The sequence below is a fragment of the Bacillus cereus group sp. MYBK220-1 genome (assembly GCF_051916445.1).
Classification (GTDB): domain Bacteria; phylum Bacillota; class Bacilli; order Bacillales; family Bacillaceae_G; genus Bacillus_A; species Bacillus_A cereus.
This window is the reverse complement of sequence record NZ_JBQAGQ010000001.1, coordinates 416,273-432,763: the sequence shown is the minus strand read 5'-3', so window position 1 is coordinate 432,763 and position 16,491 is coordinate 416,273. Positions and strand designations below refer to the sequence as shown.

The following is a 16,491-nucleotide window of genomic DNA, read 5'->3' as shown; positions in this document are numbered from 1 at the left end:
ATGTACACGTATAAATTGCAACAAGAACAACCAATCTGTGCAGAAAAAATAAAGAAGCTTTATGATTCTGTCGGTTGGTGGCCAGAAAGAAAAGAAGTCGATATTGAAAAAATGTTAAAGAATAGTATAGGCATTGGAGTATGGGAAGAAAATGAATTAGTTGGATTTGCTAGAGTCGTTTCTGATGGTGTTTTTCGAGCATACATTGAAGATGTTGTCGTACATGAGAGTGTAAGAAATAAAGGTATTGGAGAGAAAATGCTTACAATATTACTTCGAGAAATATCTCATATTGATATTGTTAGTCTATTTTGCGGTGAGAAGCTAATAAAGTTTTACGGTGAGCAGCAATTTCAAGCAACGAAGCAAATTGTGATGCATCGTAATCAAACAGGGAAAGAATAAGAGGTGCCAATTAAAATGAATGCAACAAGAGCGTACTGTTTATCGAAAAGAAAAGCGACAGAAGATTCTCCAGATGGCTGGAGTGCAACATGTATGAGGCTTAATAATAAAATATTTGCGATAGTAAATCATGAAGAAGGTGAAAAGGCTGCGATTACATTGAAGTGTGATCCAGAAGTCGCATTAAGAATAAGAGAAGATTATCCAGAAACAATTATTCCAGGGTATCATATGAATAAAAAACATTGGAATACCGTTTATATTCATAAGGGTATAGAGCAGGAGCAAATTAATAAAATGATTGATTGGTCGTATGATTTAGTACTACAATCATTTTCAAAGAAAAAGCAGCAGGAGTTAATGGATTAATATGTATTAGGAGTGTGTGTAATGAAAGATTCGATTAAAGATACGTATGATAAATTAGCGAGTACATATAAAGAAAATCTAGATTTCGCAAATCCATATAACAGTTATTATGAAAGACCGGCGATGATGGAGCTTATTCCAAAGGAACTAGAAGGAAAAAAGATATTAGATGCTGGATGTGCAGCTGGATGGTATACTTCTCAATTCATAGGAAGAGGAGCAAATGTTACAGCAATTGATGTAAGTCCTGAAATGGTAAAAGCAGCAAAAGAAAATATAGGAGAAGAAGCGACGTTCCTTTGTCATGATCTGCAAGAAACATTGCCATTTGAAGATAATACGTATGATGTGATTGTAAGTTCATTAACTCTTCATTATATAGAAAATTGGAATCAAGTATTTCAAGAATTTCGTCGTGTATTGAAGCCAGGTGGAGAACTTATTTATTCTATTCATCATCCTTTTATGGATTTCACAAAGTTTCCATGTGAAAATTATTTTGAAAAACAGTTATTAATAGATACTTGGGTTAAACCGAATATTACTATTGAAGTCAAGTTTTTTAGAAGATCATTACAAGACATACTAAATGAAACTACAAATTATTTTGTATTAGAAGAGATAGTGGAACCGAAGGCAATTGAAAAAATGAAAGAAGTAAGCGAAAAATCATATCATTATTTAAATATGAATCCACATTTTCTTATCATAAAAGCAATCAATAAATAGCTAGTAAAATAACTTTGTTTTACTAGCTATTTACAGTTTTACATTACATATTAGGAGACTTTAAAATGAATACGAAACGAAATAGAGTAGTATATGCACTATTTACTATAGTTGTTATTATTTTAGGTCTTAGCTCAAGAAAGTTTGCTTTTGCACTACCACATCTATTAAATGATTATTTAGGTGATGCATTATGGGCATTAATGATTTTCACTGGCTTTGGATTTTTGTTTCCTAAAACAGAGACGAAGAAGTTGGCTTTTACTAGTTTAATGTTTTGCTACGGGATTGAAGCGAGCCAATTGTATCATGCGGAATGGATAGATAGCATTCGTGCAACGACTTTGGGCGGACTCGTGTTGGGATACGGTTTTTTGTGGAGTGATGTAGTGGCTTATACAATTGGTGTTGGAGTGGGAATACTGTGTGAGGTTATTTTTCGGAAGAAATAAGAATTGTAAAAGGGGTATTTGTAAATGGAACAAGCAATGGAAATTGCAAAGCTTTGGTTTCGAAATGAACATGTCACAGCTACTGTAATGCAACCAAAAGTAGCGAAGGTTTTATGCAAGAATAAAGAGTACATTTTAAAGAGAACGGGATCGATAAAGCAACTTCTAGTTGAATTCGATGTTTTGAAGCAACTGTATGAAAAGGGAATTAAAGTACAGAAAGTAGTAAAGACAGAAAATGATGAACAATATGTATTATATAAAGAAAAATATTATTGCTTATATGAGTATGTTGCCGGAAGTGTTTTAGAAATAAAAGATACGAATAAGCTGGAAAGGCTAGCAAGTACAATTGGAAAAGAAATAGCTAATCTGCACAAAGCATTACATTCGGTGAATAGTGACCATGAGTTAATAAAAAGAGATTTATATAAGATAGTATTTGAATGGGCTATACCGATTTTAGAAAAGAACGAGCATGCTCATCGAGAGGTAATTCAAAAGATGGAGCGAATGCACACAGCTTTCAAGGAAACGGTCCATCCATTACCGAGACAAATTATTCATCGTGATATGCATCTATCAAATGTAATCTTTAAAGATGATAAACTGGAAGGGTTTATAGATTTCGAGATTTTAGAAAATAATGTAAAAATATTTGATTTATGTTATTGCTGTACAAGTGTATTAAGCGAGCTATTTAGTGATGAAAGATTAAGAGAAAAATGGTTACATATCGTTAGCAAAGTCTTTGAAGGTTATTATAAACAAAATGATTTAACGAAAGAAGAACTAAAAGCTATTTGGTATGTTATGCTTTCAATTCAAATTATCTTTATTGCTTATTTTGTCCAGTTACCAGATTTATTAAAGTTAAATGAAGAAATGTTCTTCTGGATTTTTGCTAAGAAGGAAGATATTGAAGAAATTATAGAAGGTATCGTAAAGGTATGAAAAAAATAATATTAATTGGTTCTGGCGGTTCAGGAAAATCCACATTAGCAAGGCAGTTAGGAAATAAATTAAATATTAAGGTGCATCATCTTGATGCATTATTTTGGAAACCGAATTGGGAAGGTGTTCCGAGAGAAGAACAAATAGCAGTTCAAAATAACTTAATTAAAGATGAGAAGTGGATTATTGATGGGAATTATGGCGGGACGATGGGTATCAGACTGAATGCAGCTGATACAATTATCTTCCTTGATATGCATAGAACAATTTGTATTTATCGTGCTTTTAAAAGAATTGTAAAATACCGGAATAAAACAAGACCAGATATGGGCGCGGGATGTGAAGAAAGATTTGATTTGCAATTCTTTAAATGGATATGGGAATATCCTAATACTAAACGACCTACAATTTTAAAAGGGTTAGAGCAATTGTCCGAAGAGAAAAAGGTTATTGTTTTAAAATCTCCAAATGAGGTTCGGAAATTTTTAGAGCACATATAATAATAGAATGTGACACAACAATTCTTTTTGGATCTTACCGATTAGTTTAATTAAACTAATCGTTTTTTATTATGAAAAATTTAACGCTTTTTGAAAATTGTATTTTGTAATGAGTATATGACTATAAGTTCATATAAAATGAACGTTTGGAGGAATAGAAAATGACTAATGATTTAATTCAAACAATCGATTCATTAATGGTAAATATTCCAGTTGGAGAGGTAGTATTAAGAGATGATCGAATAAAAAAAGAATGGATAGTGCAAATTCAACCATTTTTTCTTGCAAAGTATGCTGTAACAATGGAACTATATGATGCTATTACAAATAGTACATTAAATAATTTTGATAAAAATCATAAACCAGTTGTCAATATTTCATGGAACGATGCCATTGCGTTTTGTAATGTACTTTCAAAAAAAGTGGGATTAAAAGAATATTATTCTATTAGTGATGATAGTCAAATTGTGAAATGTAATTTAGATTCAAATGGCTACCGATTACCATCTGAGGCAGAGTGGCAATATGCATGTAAAGCAAGTACAACCGGATATACATACGGGAAACTCCATGATATAGCGTGGTATAATGAAAATTCAAATGGAGAGATTCATGAAGTTGGCCAAAAAGAACCGAATGCATGGGGGCTTTATGATATGCTAGGGAACGTTTGGGAATGGTGTTATGATTTGTATGATGAAACAGTGTACGGATCATACCGCATTTTTCGTGGTGGTAGTTGGGCTGAAACAGCGAGAGGATGCGGCGCTACTTGTCGTCGTCGAAGCCATCCTACATTTCATATAGATGATCTCGGTTTTAGACTTGCTAGGTCAATTTAGTAGGAACATGTTACGAACAGCTAGGAAAAGAGTATGGAGAGAATCCGTACTCTTGCCAACATAGAAACGATTTAACGTAAGGAGTGTTTATTATGGCGCGTGTTTTATTTATTAACGCTGGATCAGAAGGACATATAAATCCAACTTTACAAGTTGTAGAAGAATTGATTTCTCGTGGTGAAGAGGTCGTTTATTTTTCAATAGAAGCTTTCAGGGAGCGGATTGAGAAGACAGGTGCTACTGTACGAACGATTGATGATCAAAAATTTATAAAAGCGTTTCTATCTGAAGGCAGAAATTATTTGCAGGAGAGAATAAATGGCCTTCTACATACAGCGGATATTGTCATACCTAGCGTTCTAGAACAAATTGAAGGTGAACATTTTGATTACATAATTCATGATTCTATGTTTGGCTGTGGCCATTTAATTGCTCAAATCCTTAAACTTCCAGCCATAAATTCATGCACATCTTTTGCGCAGGATGAAAAATCCTTTGAGCAAATGTTAGGTCATCTATCAAAAAATATCTCAGTAGAAATTTATGATAAAATACAGAATGATTTTCAAAACTTAACGAAGGGAATTGCTGAAAAATATGGTGTTGAAATAAAATCATCGTATGAAGTTTTCTGTAATCCTGCACCCCTTACTATTGTATATACAATTAAGGAGTTCCAGCCTTTTGGTGATACGTTTGATGAAACATATAAATTTGTAGGACCATCTATCTCTGCACAAATGAAAAACAGAGACGTTGATTTTACTTCAATTGAAGAAAAAAGTCCGATTTATATTTCATTAGGTACTGTTTTTAATGAAGCGATTGACTTTTATAAACTGTGTATGAAGGCCTTTGAGAATAGTGAGCATACAATTGTTATGTCTATTGGTAGTAAAACAAAAATAAGTGATCTAGGCGAAATTCCTAAAAACTTCATTGTGAAAAACTATGTACCCCAAACTGAGCTGCTTACATATACGAAACTATTTATTACACACGGCGGGATGAACAGTGCGCATGAAGGACTGTATAACGGGATTCCGCTCGTTGTAATACCGCAAAGTGCAGATCAGCCAGTAGTCGCAAAGCAAGTGGAGAGTCTTGGAGCAGGAATAAAATTACAAATGCAAGGATTAACTGCGGATCAACTAAGTGAAAGTGTAGAAATGGTATTAAATAATCCGTCATTTAAAGAAGTCGCTTTGAATTTGAAGAAATCTTTCCAAAAATCAGGTGGATATAAGGAAGCTGTTGATGAAATTTTTATATTTGTAGGTCAGTGAAAAAATGAAATTATACATTAGAAAAGCATCTAAATAGGATGCTTTTTATTTAACTTTATAATTCTTATTTTTAATATTTAGTATGGTTAAAACTAAGGCACTGAGAGATATAAGTATAAGAATAAAAGTTAACTAGTTAAATGTATTGTCAATTATGAAGTAAAGATGATAGATAAATATATTCAAATTTTATTTTAAAATGTTAGGACTTAGTTTTACATGTTAGTAATAATTTCACTGTTTCTGCACAACTTCTGCACATACTCAGGTAATTTCTATGTCATGATATATTCATAAAGTGAAATATTTCACAAGAAAAATATAATTTCACTGCGGTGTATGCATAATTAACACATACATCGGTACAAGTTTGTCTCTTGTTATTCTTTTACATCAAAGCCCACATTCCACTACAAAGTATAACAAGAAGGAGACATGAACATGAATAATCGATTTTTAAAACAACTACAAAATATGAAAATGAACAAAAAAAGTTTAGGAGCTGTAGCATTAACAGCTGGAATTATTAGTACGACACTTATTCCTCAAAATGCTTATGCGCACGGTTTTGTTGAAAAGCCTGGTAGCCGATCTGCTTTATGTAGTCCAACTTATGGTGCGCTAAATGTAAACTGTGGAAGTGTTATGTATGAACCACAAAGTTTAGAAGCTCCAAAAGGGTTCCCACAAGGTGGTCCAGTAGATGGACAAATTGCTTCAGCAGGCGGAAAATTTGGTGGTATTTTAGATCAACAAACAGCAAATCGTTGGTTTAAAAATACAATCACTGGTGGGGAAAATACATTTACTTGGAAGTATACTGCGCCTCACTTAACGAGTAAGTGGCATTACTATATTACTAAAAAAGGATGGAATCCAAATAAAGCGCTAACAAGAGCGGATTTTGAACCAATTGGAACAGTACAACATGATGGTTCTGCAGCTTCAAATAATTTAACTCATAAAATCAATGTACCTACTGATCGTAGTGGATATCATGTGATTTTAGCAGTATGGGATGTAGCTGATACAGCAAATGCATTCTATAATGTAATTGATGTTAATCTTATTAATGATGTGAAACCAGACATAGAAGCGCCAAGTATTCCAAATGGACTTCAGACGCAAAAAGTAACAGCGAATAGTGTAGAACTAACATGGAACGCTTCTACGGATAATGTAGGGGTAAAAGGATATCAAATCTTCCGTAACGGAGAGATGATTGATACAGTACTAGGCACTCATTTTATTGATAAGAAATTACAACCAAGTACAGAATACTCTTATACTGTAAAAGCAATTGACGCAGCTGGAAATGTATCGAAAGAAAGTGCAGCGCTTACAGTAAAAACGACAGTTGAGACTCCTGATACAGAAGCACCAACACAACCAAAAGGATTACATAGTATGGGAACGACAGCGTCAAGTGTGGATTTAATGTGGAGTCCATCTGACGATAATATTGGTGTAGACCATTATGATATTTATAGAGAAACAGAAGGGGCAATGAAAAAGATTGCAACATCCAATACAACTTCTTATTTGGATAAAAATCTGCTCGCTAATACTACTTATAAATATGTAGTGAAAGCTGTTGATGTAGCTGGAAATGAATCCGTACAGAGTGATATATTCACAATTACTACAAAAACTGAAAACGCTTCATATGAAGCGTGGGATGCAAAAAAAGCATATAAAAAGGGAGATAGAGTTCTGCACGAAGGAAAAGTATATGAAGCAGTCCAGAGTTATCAAGGAAATGGTGATCCAAACTGGATTTATGCATTATCATTATGGAAAACAGTGTAAGCTTTACTTAGGTATGAACTAAGAGATGATGGGCTTTGATGCAAAAGGGAATCTTGAGAATTCACTTTTCTATTAATAAAAAAAGGTAGTGTATGAATACATAAGATTCATACACTACCTTTTTATTATGATAATACTTTCGTCATAAGTATATGTGGAATGCCATCTTCCATAAATATATCAGAAGAAGTTTGATAACCTAGTTTTGTATAAAATCCTTCAGCTTGTGTTTGACCGTGTAGTTTCACTTTTGTAACTTGTTTGTTACGAGCAAGTTCTTCTAACGTTTGAATGATGACTTTACCTAATCCGTATGTACGATAATCTTTTAAAATACAAATACGTTCTAATTTTCCGACACCATCAACAAATCGTATACGCCCTGTGCCTACAGGAAGCTCATGATAATAAACTAAAATATGTTTACATTGCTCTCCGATTTCATCGAATGTATCAAATTCATCTGCAAGAGGGACACCTTGTTCTTTTACAAATACTTCTTTTCGAATATGAAAGGCAGTTTCTAAATCAGCAAGTTCTGTTATAAGTTTGGATTGCAAAATGTTCAGTCCTTTCTAATGTAATCAGCTTGTGTTTTCATAGTATATCATAATAAAGCGCTATAAAGAGAAGAACATACTAAAAAGCCAACTTTAAAAAGTTAGCTTTTATTACAATTCCTTTATCCCATTTTTAGCGCCGATAATTACTTTACTCGTCATACTTATAAATAACCCTGTTTCAACTACACCAGTAATCATTTTTAATTGAGTGTGTAAATGGGCAGGATTAGAAATATGATTAGGGAATATACAATCGATAATCATGTTATTGTTATCGGTTATATAGGTTTCATTGTTTTTCAAACGTAATGTTGTTTGACATCCTAAAGACTGAATTTTATTTTCGGTTTGTTTCCATGAAAAAGGGATGATTTCAATAGGTAATGGAAAAGTACCTAAATGTGTTACAAGTTTCGATTCATCAGCAATGATAATTAGTTTTTTAGAGGAAGAGGCAACGATTTTTTCACGAAGTAATGCACCGCCACCGCCTTTTATAAGTTGTAAATTTGAATCAATTTCATCCGCTCCATCAATTGTAAGATCAAGACTTTGTACGTCGTTTAACGAAATTAGGGGGATATTTAGTTGCTGTGCTAATGCTTCAGTTTCCTTTGATGTTGGTACAGCTTGAAATGATAATCCTTCTTTTACACGCTCACCTAATTTTTGTATTGTCCAATATACAGTAGAACCTGTACCAAGCCCAATTTTCATGCCATCGTTTACAAAGTTAGCAGCATATTCGCCAGCGAGCTGTTTTAAATTCATCGCTTTACTCCGCCGGACGTGGCCCAGCATCAAGACCTGAATTTTCAACTGTAAGTACCGGACGAACGACTATATCTTTATGTACACGCATTTGACAAGATAATCGTAAATGATCTTCAATTCCTTTTTCCGTCATTGCATGTTTCTCATTCGTACTCGCTTCACAGAAATCACCTGCTAGTATTTCTACTCTACAAGTTGTGCAACGTGCATTCCCGCCGCAACGATGAAGAATGTTGACACCGCTATCTTCAATTGCTAATACTAACTTTGTTCCTTCTTTCACATCAAAAGTTCCCGCACCTTCAATTGTTAATTTTGGCAAATTTGTTCCTCCTCACGTAAAATTGTACATAACATATTTATGACCGCGAATTATTGAACATAAACATTATTTTTTTATATCCCCGTAACTTTTTTTAATGTTGAATCGTTTATTAAGTAAGCGCTGAAAAGGAGTGGTTATTTTGTGCACAAAAGTAACTCATGTTTTAAAGAACCATATCGATATGAATCATTCAAATATAAACTTTTTAATTGAACAATATGGAGAGTTAAAAAGATACTGTACTTTTTTAACGAAAAACAAATGGGATGGGGAAGATCTCGCCCAAGAAACAGTGTGTAAAGTGCTTCAAAAATATAGAAATAAAGATATTTGTATGACACTCGTCTATAAAATAGCAAGAAATCGTTGGTTAGATCAGATGAAGTCTAAGTCTGTTCATGAAAAAATAAGAGAACAAATCACTTTTGAAGAACCACATGAGAACATTGCAGATTTGCATGAAATGGTAGGGAAAGTATTGTCTTCATTAAATGTACAGCAATCCGCAATTTTATTATTAAAAGATGTTTTTCAATATAGTATCGCTGATATTGCTAAAGTGTGTTTTGTATCAGAAGGTGCAGTAAAGGCTTCTTTATTTCGAAGTAGAAATAGGCTGAAAACTGTAAGTGAAGAAGGGATTGAGATAGTCGAATTCACAGAGGATATTGAAGTTGTTGTAACATCTATTCGTGAGGAAAGACCAGAATTGTTAACGAAACTTCTTCCGACAATAGATTTTACTAAGTTACCATCTAAACAGCCAGTGTTATTATTTAATGTGAAAAACCCTTCTTCCTACAGTTGTATGCTTTGCGCAGCATAACAAGTATTGGAGGAATTTAAAATGAATACAATTCCATATGTAGTAGAACAAACAAAATTAGGAGAACGTTCCTATGATATATATTCAAGGTTATTAAAAGACCGCATTATTATTATCGGCTCAGAAATTAACGATCAAGTAGCGAGTAGTGTCGTAGCGCAATTATTATTTTTAGAAGCAGAAGATGCAGAAAAAGATATATATTTATACATCAATAGCCCAGGAGGTTCAACGACAGCAGGTTTTGCAATATTAGATACGATGAATTTAATTAAACCAGATGTGCAAACGCTATGCATGGGCTTTGCGGCATCATTCGGTGCATTGTTATTATTATCAGGAGCAAAAGGAAAACGGTTTGCGCTCCCTAACAGTGAAATTATGATTCATCAGCCGCTTGGTGGTGCACAAGGGCAAGCAACAGAAATTGAAATAACTGCGAAAAGAATATTAAAGTTAAAGCATGATATTAATAAAATGATTGCAGAAAAAACAGGCCAACCGATTGAAAGAGTAGCACATGATACAGAAAGAGATTATTTTATGACTGCAGAAGAAGCGAAGGCATATGGGATTGTAGATGACGTTGTTACGAAAAAATAAGATGAAAAAGGCTAGAGGATATATTAATTCTCTAGCCTTTTTATTAATCCTTTACCCATTCATCAACTAATGCTTGATTTTTTTTAATCCATTTTCGCGCAGCCTCTTCAGGATCTTTTGTTTTATTTAACATGACCATTAACGTACCGAGCTGTTCATCGTTCATTTTCCATTTATCAAAGTATTTTATAACATCTGGGTGATCTTTTTCGAAACCTTTACGAACGGAGTAATAAATGTCATCTTTTTCACCATATACTTTCTTAGGGTCTTTTAAATATTTTAAGTCAAATTCTGAAAAACCCCAATGCGGATTCCAAAGCGTAACAGCGATTGGTTTCTTTTTTGTATATGCTTTCTTTAGTTCACTCATCATCGCAGCTTCAGAAGATTGGACAAGTTTTAGTTTTATATCATATTCTTTCATTGCTTTATTCGTTAAATTCATAAGACTACTACCGGGTTCGATACCGACAATTTTATTATCTAGTTCATCTTTATGAGCATTTAAATCTTCGATACTGTTTATGTTTTTCATATAAGAAGGGACGACTAAACCTAGTCCAGTACCTTCGTACCATTTTGATTTTAAGACAATATCATCTTTATAACGATCGTTTAGCGGTTTATCTGTAACTGGTAGCCATACTTCTAAATTCGCATCAACATCGCCACGAGCGACACCAGTCCAAATTGCGGCTTTTTCTAAATACATGAGCTCAACTTTGTAGCCTTTTTCTTCTAATAAAACTTTCCACATGTTTGCAGTTGCAATATTTTCTTTCCAACTTGTTACACCAAGTTTAATTTTTCCTTTCGAATTTGCATTTGTTGCATTACATGAAGTGAAAATCATAGTAATAAATAATGCAAGGCATATAAACCAAATTTTCTTTCGCATCGAAAACCTCCTAAGTAACGTTTGCCTTATAAAATAAATGTATAAGTAAGCATTCTTATTATGAACGGAAACGAGAATTTTAAAGAAATCTTATGAATGTCATTTTTATGTAATATTTCTTTGTAAAATCGCAACACTATGTGAATAGATGGGTAGAAAAGGAGTAGTGACATGGATAATACAAAGGTGCGTGTTGAAAACGTAACAAAAGTATTCGGGAAACATCCGCAAAGAGCCCTTTCCTTATTAAAAGAAGGAAAAAGTAAATCGGAAATTTTAAAAGAGACAGGAATGAACGTTGGGGTGAAAAAAGCAACGTTTGAAGTTTACTCTGGAGAGATTTTCGTTATTATGGGTTTGTCTGGTAGCGGGAAATCTACGCTAGTTCGTATGTTAAATCAATTGATTAAACCAACTGCAGGTCATATATACATAGATGGTGAAGACATCGCAACGATGGGAAAAGAAGAGTTACGGAGAGTAAGAAGAACGAAAATGAGTATGGTATTTCAGAAATTCGCTCTATTTCCGCATCGTACAGTTATACAAAATGTTGCATATGGTTTAGAAATACAAGGAGTTCCGGTTGAAGAGCGAGAGAAAAAAGCGTTAGAATCGCTACAGTTAGTAGGACTCGATCATCATAAAGATAATTATCCAAGTCAACTTAGTGGTGGTATGCAGCAGCGCGTTGGAATCGCAAGGGCACTAACGAATAATCCAGATGTATTACTAATGGACGAGTCATTTAGTGCATTAGATCCACTTATTCGAAAAGAAATGCAAGATGAATTGTTAGAGTTACAAGATAAAATGGAAAAAACGATTATATTTATTACGCATGATTTAGATGAAGCGCTTCGAATTGGAGATCGTATCGCATTAATGAAAGATGGAGAAATCGTCCAAATTGGAACGCCAGAAGAAATTATGATGAGCCCCGCAAATGAATTTGTAGAAAAGTTTGTTGCGGACGTGAATTTAGGAAAAGTAATTACGGCTGAGTCTATTTTAAAACGACCAGAAACTTTATTGATTGATCGTGGACCTCGTGTGGCCCTTCAAATTATGAGGAATGCAGGCGTCTCAACTGTATATGTTGTAAACAAAAAGTATGAGTTTTTAGGTATATTAACTGCGGATGATGCGAGTAAAGCAGTACAAAAACAGTGGCCGATTGCTGATTTATTACTTAATGATATTCCGCATGTGTATTTGGATACTTTACTGGAAGAGACATATGCAAAAATGGCAGAGATGAAATATCCGTTACCAGTAATCGATGAGAAGAAAAGGCTAAGAGGAATTATTAAACGTGAAAGTGTCATTCAAGCTCTTGCAGGAAACATTGAGGAAGAGGTGAAAGACGATGAATAGTATACCACGTATTCCATTAGGGGAATGGGTCGACTCATTTGTTGCAAGTTTATATGAGCACTTTGAAGGCTTATTCCGAGGATTCTCTTATATTATTGGTGGATTCGTTGATTTACTCACTAATTTTTTAACAATAATACCTGCCATATTGATGATTATTATCTTGTGTTTCTTCATTTGGTACACAACGAGGAAATTATCTTTAGTCATTTTTACGCTTATTGGATTATTATTCATTTTGAATATTAACTACTGGGCACAAACGATGCAAACATTAGCACTCGTACTTACGTCTGTTATTATTTCAATTATTGTCGGAATTCCAATTGGTATATTAGCATCTCAAAATGAGCGGTTCTCAAAATTTTTAAAGCCAACATTAGATTTTATGCAAACAATGCCGGCATTCGTATACCTCATTCCAGCGATTACATTTTTCGGAGTTGGTGTAGTACCTGGAATTATTGCATCGGTAATCTTTGCAATGCCACCGACAATTCGTTTTACTGACTTAGGGATTAGACAAGTTCCAGAAGATTTAATTGAAGCAGCGAATGCGTTTGGATCCACAGCATCACAAAAACTATTTAAAGTACAATTACCACTTGCAACCGGAACGATTATGGCTGGTGTGAACCAAAGCATTATGCTTTCGTTATCGATGGTTGTAACAGCATCACTTGTAGGAGCTCCAGGGCTTGGAGTTGATGTATATCGCTCTGTAACACAAGTTAATATCGGAATGGGATTTGAAGCTGGATTAGCTATCGTAGTAATCGCAATTATATTAGATCGAATTACACAAGGGTTCCATACGAAAAGAAAATAATGACCAAAAAACACACTTTTATAATACAAAGTGTGTTTTTTATTGCATCTAGATTACATATGAACGATAACAGAACCTCCAGCTGGTGCACAAACTTGGTGTTGTTGTTGTTCCATTGATTTGATGAATTGATTATTTTCCTCGATTAATGAGATTAATTTAGTTAATTGACTTTCAAGACTTGCGATATGCTGCATCATATATTGTGAATCATGATGCAATGTATTCCTTGCGGGATGGGGGGAATAAACATACTGTTGATTTATATTTTGATTCCAATGAGGATACATTTGAATTGTTCCTCCTTCAATAAATTACGAAGCTTTCTTATAGTAAATGCCTATGTATAATTAATAGTTACTTGAAAATTTTTCAATATAAAAGGAGTATGTACAGAAAATGGAAAATATTATATGTGAAGTTAAAGTACATTTTTTTGAAATGTTCAAGTGAGATAGTGAATATATTAATACATTCAAGTAAGCGTATGTTGTTTAGCGAGAAATGATGGGAGGAGATGCAATTTTGGCTAAAAATAAAAAAAGAAATGATGCTTTGGCAATAGGTATTGGTATAGGAGTTGTAATCGGTGTATTCCAAGGTTATTTTACAAATAATTTAGTAATCGGAATTGTGATTGGGATCGTAATTGGGATTGTGTTTTTGAAGAAATAATGAGGTTTAAATTCATTTCAAAAATTGCTGTATCAAAAGAGTGAATCTTCGGAATATAAATCCTTTTTTTCCTTTTTTTATGATATTATATATGAAAAGGATGGTGATGAATATGTCAACGAACGATCAAGTAAAACTAAACTGTTTTATTTGTGAAAAGCATAAAGGAAATATTATAGTTCCAGGTGGAGCTATTTACGAAGATGAACTCGTTTACGTTGGACATGTCCACTGGGATAGTGAAGAAACATACTTGGGTTATGTAATGATAGATATAAAAAGGCATGTACCTGGCCTCGCTGAACTAACAGATGAAGAAGCGAAAGCGTTCGGACTTATAACAAGTAGAGTAAGTAAAGCGCTAAAAGAAAGCGAAGGTGCAGAGCATATTTACACTTTTGTTTCAGGGAATGGTGTACCACATATGCATATGCATATCATACCGCGTTATGCAAATACACCAAAAGAGTTTTGGTCACCAACCGAGATAGCGAAATGGACTGGCGCACCATATGGTGACGCAGCGAAAATCAAAAAACTATGCGAAAGAATACGAGAGTATATGGTGAGTGAATATGCATACAACAAATAATAGACAACATTCATGGGTTGGAAGTAGAGAAATGTGTTTAGACGAAATTTCGGTAAAGCAATATGGTGATATCGTGCTCGGTGCATATGGTGGGAATATTAGTGCCAGAGCAAAAAAGAACGAAGATGGTGCGTTAGTTTGGTCAAATGGTGATTGGGAATTTGCAGCTATATTAGATGGACATAACAGTGCAGAAAGTGTTGATTTAGTAGTAAACACAATCGAAAAAGAATATGAAAATATAAAAGTAATTTTGAATGAACCAATTAATACAGTGTTTCAATCTATTGAAAATCATATACTGACAATTTTTCAGTCATCTTCATTTAAGGAAAAGTGCAAAAAAATTAAAGGTGAAACAGCTTGCTTACTATGTGTAAGGAAAGAAAATTATATATGGTGGCTTTCTATCGGTGATTGTTTAGTGTATGTATTTCATGAAGAGTTACATAAGTTAGGGCAATATGCATTAAATCAACGTCATTTTTACCAATGGATTGGGAATGTAAACACATTCGATTTACCTGTTCCTTGTTATTCATCAGGTATTCGTGAATTACGTACTGGAAAGAACCGAATTGTAATAGTGACAGATGGAGTATTAGAATGCGGGGAACGCCGATATGAAACACCTGTAAATTTGTATAATGCTATGAATAGAAATGATAAAACACTTAAAGAAAATATTCACAATGTTTTAGAACACGTGCATCATCAGTTGGGACGTGATAGTGCGACAATTATTAGTTGGGACGTAGAAAATAAAAGGAATGCTACGTATCCGAGTGATCAGCCGGAGAAAAGGTAAAGGAGGAAACATCACTGTTTTGGGTTAAAGGAATTTTATTAATAGTATGGATTATATCCTTAGTTGTTTTTGAAAAAGTAGTGAGGAAAAAACTAAATATACCGAAACAAACAGACTGGAATAGTAAATATGTAAACAACTTTCATAAATGGGGCACTAGGGCTCTTATTATTTCTTATATAATTGTTACGATGATATGTGCTACTTTAAATCCCGTTTATATTAGTAATTTACCCATTTTATTTTTAATAACTTTATACTGCCTTCAATCATTTATGGAGTGGAAATTTGATAAAGAATCGAGGGAATATGTCATTTCTTTAGGAGCGGTTCCGCTATTAGTAATAACAGGAATTATGCTTAATCTTTTCTTTTATACCTAGTGGATTTAATTATATGTGGAATGAATGGGGAGACAAAATGAAAAATCCTAAATTACGTGCTGAAGCAATGATTTTAAATGAAGATCATTCTAAAGTACTTGTACAATGCGATGAAAATGAATCATTTTATCGTTTTCCAGGTGGCTCTATTGAATTTGGTGAAACGTCAAAAGAAGCAATAATTCGAGAGTTAATAGAAGAGTACGATTTGAAAGTTGATGTTCAAGAGTTAGCAATTGTAAATGAACACATTTTTGAGTGGGACAACGAAAAAGGTCATCATTGTACATTGATACATTGGGGGACTGTTGAAAAAATCATTACAAATGAAATAAGGCATAAAGAGCATGAGGATATTATATTAATTTGGAAAAGTCTAGAGGAATTACAGGAGAAGCTGACATATCCTGAAGGCATCATAAGTTATTTAGAAGGGGATAACCGTAATATAGTCCAATTTATTTCAAGTAATTAAATGAAATAATAGGA

General features: G+C 33.6%; 23 protein-coding genes. 18 read left to right on the top strand and 5 right to left on the bottom strand.

Features of this window, described 5'->3' with window-relative positions; all coding sequences use genetic code 11:
* The 9 genes from ACTFRU_RS02190 to ACTFRU_RS02150 all read left to right on the top strand — a co-directional run bounded on the left by ACTFRU_RS02190 (position 1) and on the right by ACTFRU_RS02150 (position 7,346).
* Complete coding sequence (locus ACTFRU_RS02190) at positions 1-405, top strand: GNAT family N-acetyltransferase (protein WP_000288974.1); 405 nt, start codon at positions 1-3, stop codon at positions 403-405.
* Positions 406-420: 15 nt separating this feature from the next.
* Positions 421-774 (top strand): MmcQ/YjbR family DNA-binding protein, encoded by a 354-nt coding sequence (locus ACTFRU_RS02185; protein WP_000994622.1) that lies wholly within the window; start codon positions 421-423, stop codon positions 772-774.
* Positions 775-795: 21 nt separating this feature from the next.
* On the top strand, positions 796-1,503 hold the full coding sequence (locus ACTFRU_RS02180) for a class I SAM-dependent methyltransferase (RefSeq protein ID WP_000655256.1): 708 nt from the start codon (positions 796-798) through the stop codon (positions 1,501-1,503).
* A gap of 65 nt (positions 1,504-1,568) precedes the next feature.
* Positions 1,569-1,955 (top strand): DUF2809 domain-containing protein, encoded by a 387-nt coding sequence (locus tag ACTFRU_RS02175; protein ID WP_006918662.1) that lies wholly within the window; start codon positions 1,569-1,571, stop codon positions 1,953-1,955.
* 24 nt (positions 1,956-1,979) lie between these two features.
* Entirely contained in the window at positions 1,980-2,909 is a 930-nt protein-coding gene (locus ACTFRU_RS02170; RefSeq protein WP_440037436.1) for a phosphotransferase enzyme family protein, read from the top strand.
* The gene (locus ACTFRU_RS02165) at positions 2,906-3,409 is read left to right on the top strand and encodes a DNA topology modulation protein (protein ID WP_016122657.1); all 504 of its coding nucleotides are present in this window, start codon (positions 2,906-2,908) and stop codon (positions 3,407-3,409) included. Before ACTFRU_RS02170 ends, ACTFRU_RS02165 begins: the two co-directional genes overlap by 4 nt.
* 161 nt (positions 3,410-3,570) lie before the next feature.
* Positions 3,571-4,251, top strand: coding sequence for a formylglycine-generating enzyme family protein (locus ACTFRU_RS02160; protein WP_139849340.1), 681 nt, complete (start codon positions 3,571-3,573; stop codon positions 4,249-4,251).
* Between the two features lie 92 nt (positions 4,252-4,343).
* Positions 4,344-5,537 (top strand): macrolide family glycosyltransferase, encoded by a 1,194-nt coding sequence (locus ACTFRU_RS02155; protein ID WP_440037435.1) that lies wholly within the window; start codon positions 4,344-4,346, stop codon positions 5,535-5,537.
* Between the two features lie 441 nt (positions 5,538-5,978).
* The gene (locus ACTFRU_RS02150; protein WP_001065145.1) at positions 5,979-7,346 is read left to right on the top strand and encodes a lytic polysaccharide monooxygenase; all 1,368 of its coding nucleotides are present in this window, start codon (positions 5,979-5,981) and stop codon (positions 7,344-7,346) included.
* Between the two features lie 125 nt (positions 7,347-7,471).
* On the opposite strand, the gene ACTFRU_RS02145 is transcribed toward ACTFRU_RS02150, so the two are convergent.
* The 3 genes from ACTFRU_RS02145 to ACTFRU_RS02135 all read right to left on the bottom strand — a co-directional run bounded on the left by ACTFRU_RS02145 (position 7,472) and on the right by ACTFRU_RS02135 (position 9,005).
* A complete protein-coding gene (locus tag ACTFRU_RS02145) occupies positions 7,472-7,906 on the bottom strand; it encodes a GNAT family N-acetyltransferase (RefSeq protein WP_001190865.1) in 435 nt (144 codons plus the stop codon).
* A gap of 111 nt (positions 7,907-8,017) precedes the next feature.
* Positions 8,018-8,680, bottom strand: coding sequence for a ribose 5-phosphate isomerase A (rpiA, locus tag ACTFRU_RS02140; protein ID WP_001049991.1), 663 nt, complete (start codon positions 8,678-8,680; stop codon positions 8,018-8,020).
* 4 nt (positions 8,681-8,684) lie between these two features.
* Positions 8,685-9,005: a 2Fe-2S iron-sulfur cluster-binding protein gene (locus tag ACTFRU_RS02135; RefSeq protein WP_061113039.1), complete on the bottom strand. Its 321-nt coding sequence runs from the start codon at positions 9,003-9,005 to the stop codon at positions 8,685-8,687.
* A 142-nt stretch (positions 9,006-9,147) separates the two neighbouring features.
* Between ACTFRU_RS02135 and ACTFRU_RS02130 the strand changes: the two genes are divergently transcribed.
* Positions 9,148-9,834 carry an RNA polymerase subunit sigma-70 gene (locus ACTFRU_RS02130; RefSeq protein WP_049108049.1) on the top strand — a complete coding sequence of 229 codons (687 nt, stop codon included), beginning with the start codon at positions 9,148-9,150 and terminating at the stop codon, positions 9,832-9,834.
* A 21-nt stretch (positions 9,835-9,855) separates the two neighbouring features.
* Positions 9,856-10,437, top strand: coding sequence for an ATP-dependent Clp endopeptidase proteolytic subunit ClpP (gene clpP / locus ACTFRU_RS02125; RefSeq protein WP_001092372.1), 582 nt, complete (start codon positions 9,856-9,858; stop codon positions 10,435-10,437).
* Between the two features lie 43 nt (positions 10,438-10,480).
* On the opposite strand, the gene ACTFRU_RS02120 is transcribed toward clpP, so the two are convergent.
* A complete protein-coding gene (locus tag ACTFRU_RS02120; RefSeq protein ID WP_001227615.1) occupies positions 10,481-11,338 on the bottom strand; it encodes a glycine betaine ABC transporter substrate-binding protein in 858 nt (285 codons plus the stop codon).
* A gap of 171 nt (positions 11,339-11,509) precedes the next feature.
* Here ACTFRU_RS02120 and ACTFRU_RS02115 point away from each other — a divergent pair, with 171 nt between their 5' ends.
* Complete coding sequence (locus ACTFRU_RS02115) at positions 11,510-12,715, top strand: quaternary amine ABC transporter ATP-binding protein (RefSeq protein ID WP_000370606.1); 1,206 nt, start codon at positions 11,510-11,512, stop codon at positions 12,713-12,715.
* On the top strand, positions 12,708-13,544 hold the full coding sequence (locus ACTFRU_RS02110) for an ABC transporter permease (RefSeq protein ID WP_001084759.1): 837 nt from the start codon (positions 12,708-12,710) through the stop codon (positions 13,542-13,544). Before ACTFRU_RS02115 ends, ACTFRU_RS02110 begins: the two co-directional genes overlap by 8 nt.
* A 53-nt stretch (positions 13,545-13,597) precedes the next feature.
* Here ACTFRU_RS02110 and ACTFRU_RS02105 read toward each other — a convergent pair whose 3' ends face one another.
* Positions 13,598-13,834 (bottom strand): hypothetical protein, encoded by a 237-nt coding sequence (locus ACTFRU_RS02105; RefSeq protein ID WP_025709465.1) that lies wholly within the window; start codon positions 13,832-13,834, stop codon positions 13,598-13,600.
* Between the two features lie 217 nt (positions 13,835-14,051).
* Between ACTFRU_RS02105 and ACTFRU_RS02100 the strand changes: the two genes are divergently transcribed.
* The 5 genes from ACTFRU_RS02100 to ACTFRU_RS02080 all read left to right on the top strand — a co-directional run bounded on the left by ACTFRU_RS02100 (position 14,052) and on the right by ACTFRU_RS02080 (position 16,477).
* Positions 14,052-14,219 carry a septum formation initiator gene (locus ACTFRU_RS02100; protein ID WP_440037434.1) on the top strand — a complete coding sequence of 56 codons (168 nt, stop codon included), beginning with the start codon at positions 14,052-14,054 and terminating at the stop codon, positions 14,217-14,219.
* Positions 14,220-14,319: 100 nt separating this feature from the next.
* On the top strand, positions 14,320-14,811 hold the full coding sequence (locus ACTFRU_RS02095; RefSeq protein ID WP_025709464.1) for an HIT family protein: 492 nt from the start codon (positions 14,320-14,322) through the stop codon (positions 14,809-14,811).
* The gene (locus ACTFRU_RS02090; RefSeq protein ID WP_290101015.1) at positions 14,795-15,619 is read left to right on the top strand and encodes a PP2C family serine/threonine-protein phosphatase; all 825 of its coding nucleotides are present in this window, start codon (positions 14,795-14,797) and stop codon (positions 15,617-15,619) included. The genes ACTFRU_RS02095 and ACTFRU_RS02090 overlap by 17 nt, the downstream gene beginning before the upstream one ends.
* Positions 15,620-15,672: 53 nt before the next feature.
* Positions 15,673-16,002, top strand: a complete 330-nt coding sequence (locus ACTFRU_RS02085) for a DUF4181 domain-containing protein (RefSeq protein ID WP_078214853.1) — start codon at positions 15,673-15,675, stop codon at positions 16,000-16,002.
* A 37-nt stretch (positions 16,003-16,039) separates the two neighbouring features.
* A complete protein-coding gene (locus ACTFRU_RS02080; protein WP_049108045.1) occupies positions 16,040-16,477 on the top strand; it encodes an NUDIX domain-containing protein in 438 nt (145 codons plus the stop codon).
* Positions 16,478-16,491 lie beyond the last annotated feature (14 nt).

Excerpts from the sequence above, each read along its gene's own strand:
- ACTFRU_RS02190 (WP_000288974.1), top strand. The coding sequence starts at position 1 with ATGTACACGTATAAATTGCAACAAGAACAACCAATCTGTGCAGAAAAA.
- ACTFRU_RS02185 (WP_000994622.1), top strand. The coding sequence starts at position 421 with ATGAATGCAACAAGAGCGTACTGTTTATCGAAAAGAAAAGCGACAGAA.
- ACTFRU_RS02180 (WP_000655256.1), top strand. The coding sequence starts at position 796 with ATGAAAGATTCGATTAAAGATACGTATGATAAATTAGCGAGTACATAT.
- ACTFRU_RS02175 (WP_006918662.1), top strand. The coding sequence starts at position 1,569 with ATGAATACGAAACGAAATAGAGTAGTATATGCACTATTTACTATAGTT.
- ACTFRU_RS02170 (WP_440037436.1), top strand. The coding sequence starts at position 1,980 with ATGGAACAAGCAATGGAAATTGCAAAGCTTTGGTTTCGAAATGAACAT.
- ACTFRU_RS02165 (WP_016122657.1), top strand. The coding sequence starts at position 2,906 with ATGAAAAAAATAATATTAATTGGTTCTGGCGGTTCAGGAAAATCCACA.
- ACTFRU_RS02160 (WP_139849340.1), top strand. The coding sequence starts at position 3,571 with ATGACTAATGATTTAATTCAAACAATCGATTCATTAATGGTAAATATT.
- ACTFRU_RS02155 (WP_440037435.1), top strand. The coding sequence starts at position 4,344 with ATGGCGCGTGTTTTATTTATTAACGCTGGATCAGAAGGACATATAAAT.
- ACTFRU_RS02150 (WP_001065145.1), top strand. The coding sequence starts at position 5,979 with ATGAATAATCGATTTTTAAAACAACTACAAAATATGAAAATGAACAAA.
- rpiA (WP_001049991.1), bottom strand. The coding sequence starts at position 8,680 with ATGAATTTAAAACAGCTCGCTGGCGAATATGCTGCTAACTTTGTAAAC.
- clpP (WP_001092372.1), top strand. The coding sequence starts at position 9,856 with ATGAATACAATTCCATATGTAGTAGAACAAACAAAATTAGGAGAACGT.
- ACTFRU_RS02120 (WP_001227615.1), bottom strand. The coding sequence starts at position 11,338 with ATGCGAAAGAAAATTTGGTTTATATGCCTTGCATTATTTATTACTATG.
- ACTFRU_RS02115 (WP_000370606.1), top strand. The coding sequence starts at position 11,510 with ATGGATAATACAAAGGTGCGTGTTGAAAACGTAACAAAAGTATTCGGG.
- ACTFRU_RS02110 (WP_001084759.1), top strand. The coding sequence starts at position 12,708 with ATGAATAGTATACCACGTATTCCATTAGGGGAATGGGTCGACTCATTT.
- ACTFRU_RS02105 (WP_025709465.1), bottom strand. The coding sequence starts at position 13,834 with ATGTATCCTCATTGGAATCAAAATATAAATCAACAGTATGTTTATTCC.
- ACTFRU_RS02100 (WP_440037434.1), top strand. The coding sequence starts at position 14,052 with ATGGGAGGAGATGCAATTTTGGCTAAAAATAAAAAAAGAAATGATGCT.
- ACTFRU_RS02095 (WP_025709464.1), top strand. The coding sequence starts at position 14,320 with ATGGTGATGAATATGTCAACGAACGATCAAGTAAAACTAAACTGTTTT.
- ACTFRU_RS02090 (WP_290101015.1), top strand. The coding sequence starts at position 14,795 with ATGCATACAACAAATAATAGACAACATTCATGGGTTGGAAGTAGAGAA.
- ACTFRU_RS02080 (WP_049108045.1), top strand. The coding sequence starts at position 16,040 with ATGAAAAATCCTAAATTACGTGCTGAAGCAATGATTTTAAATGAAGAT.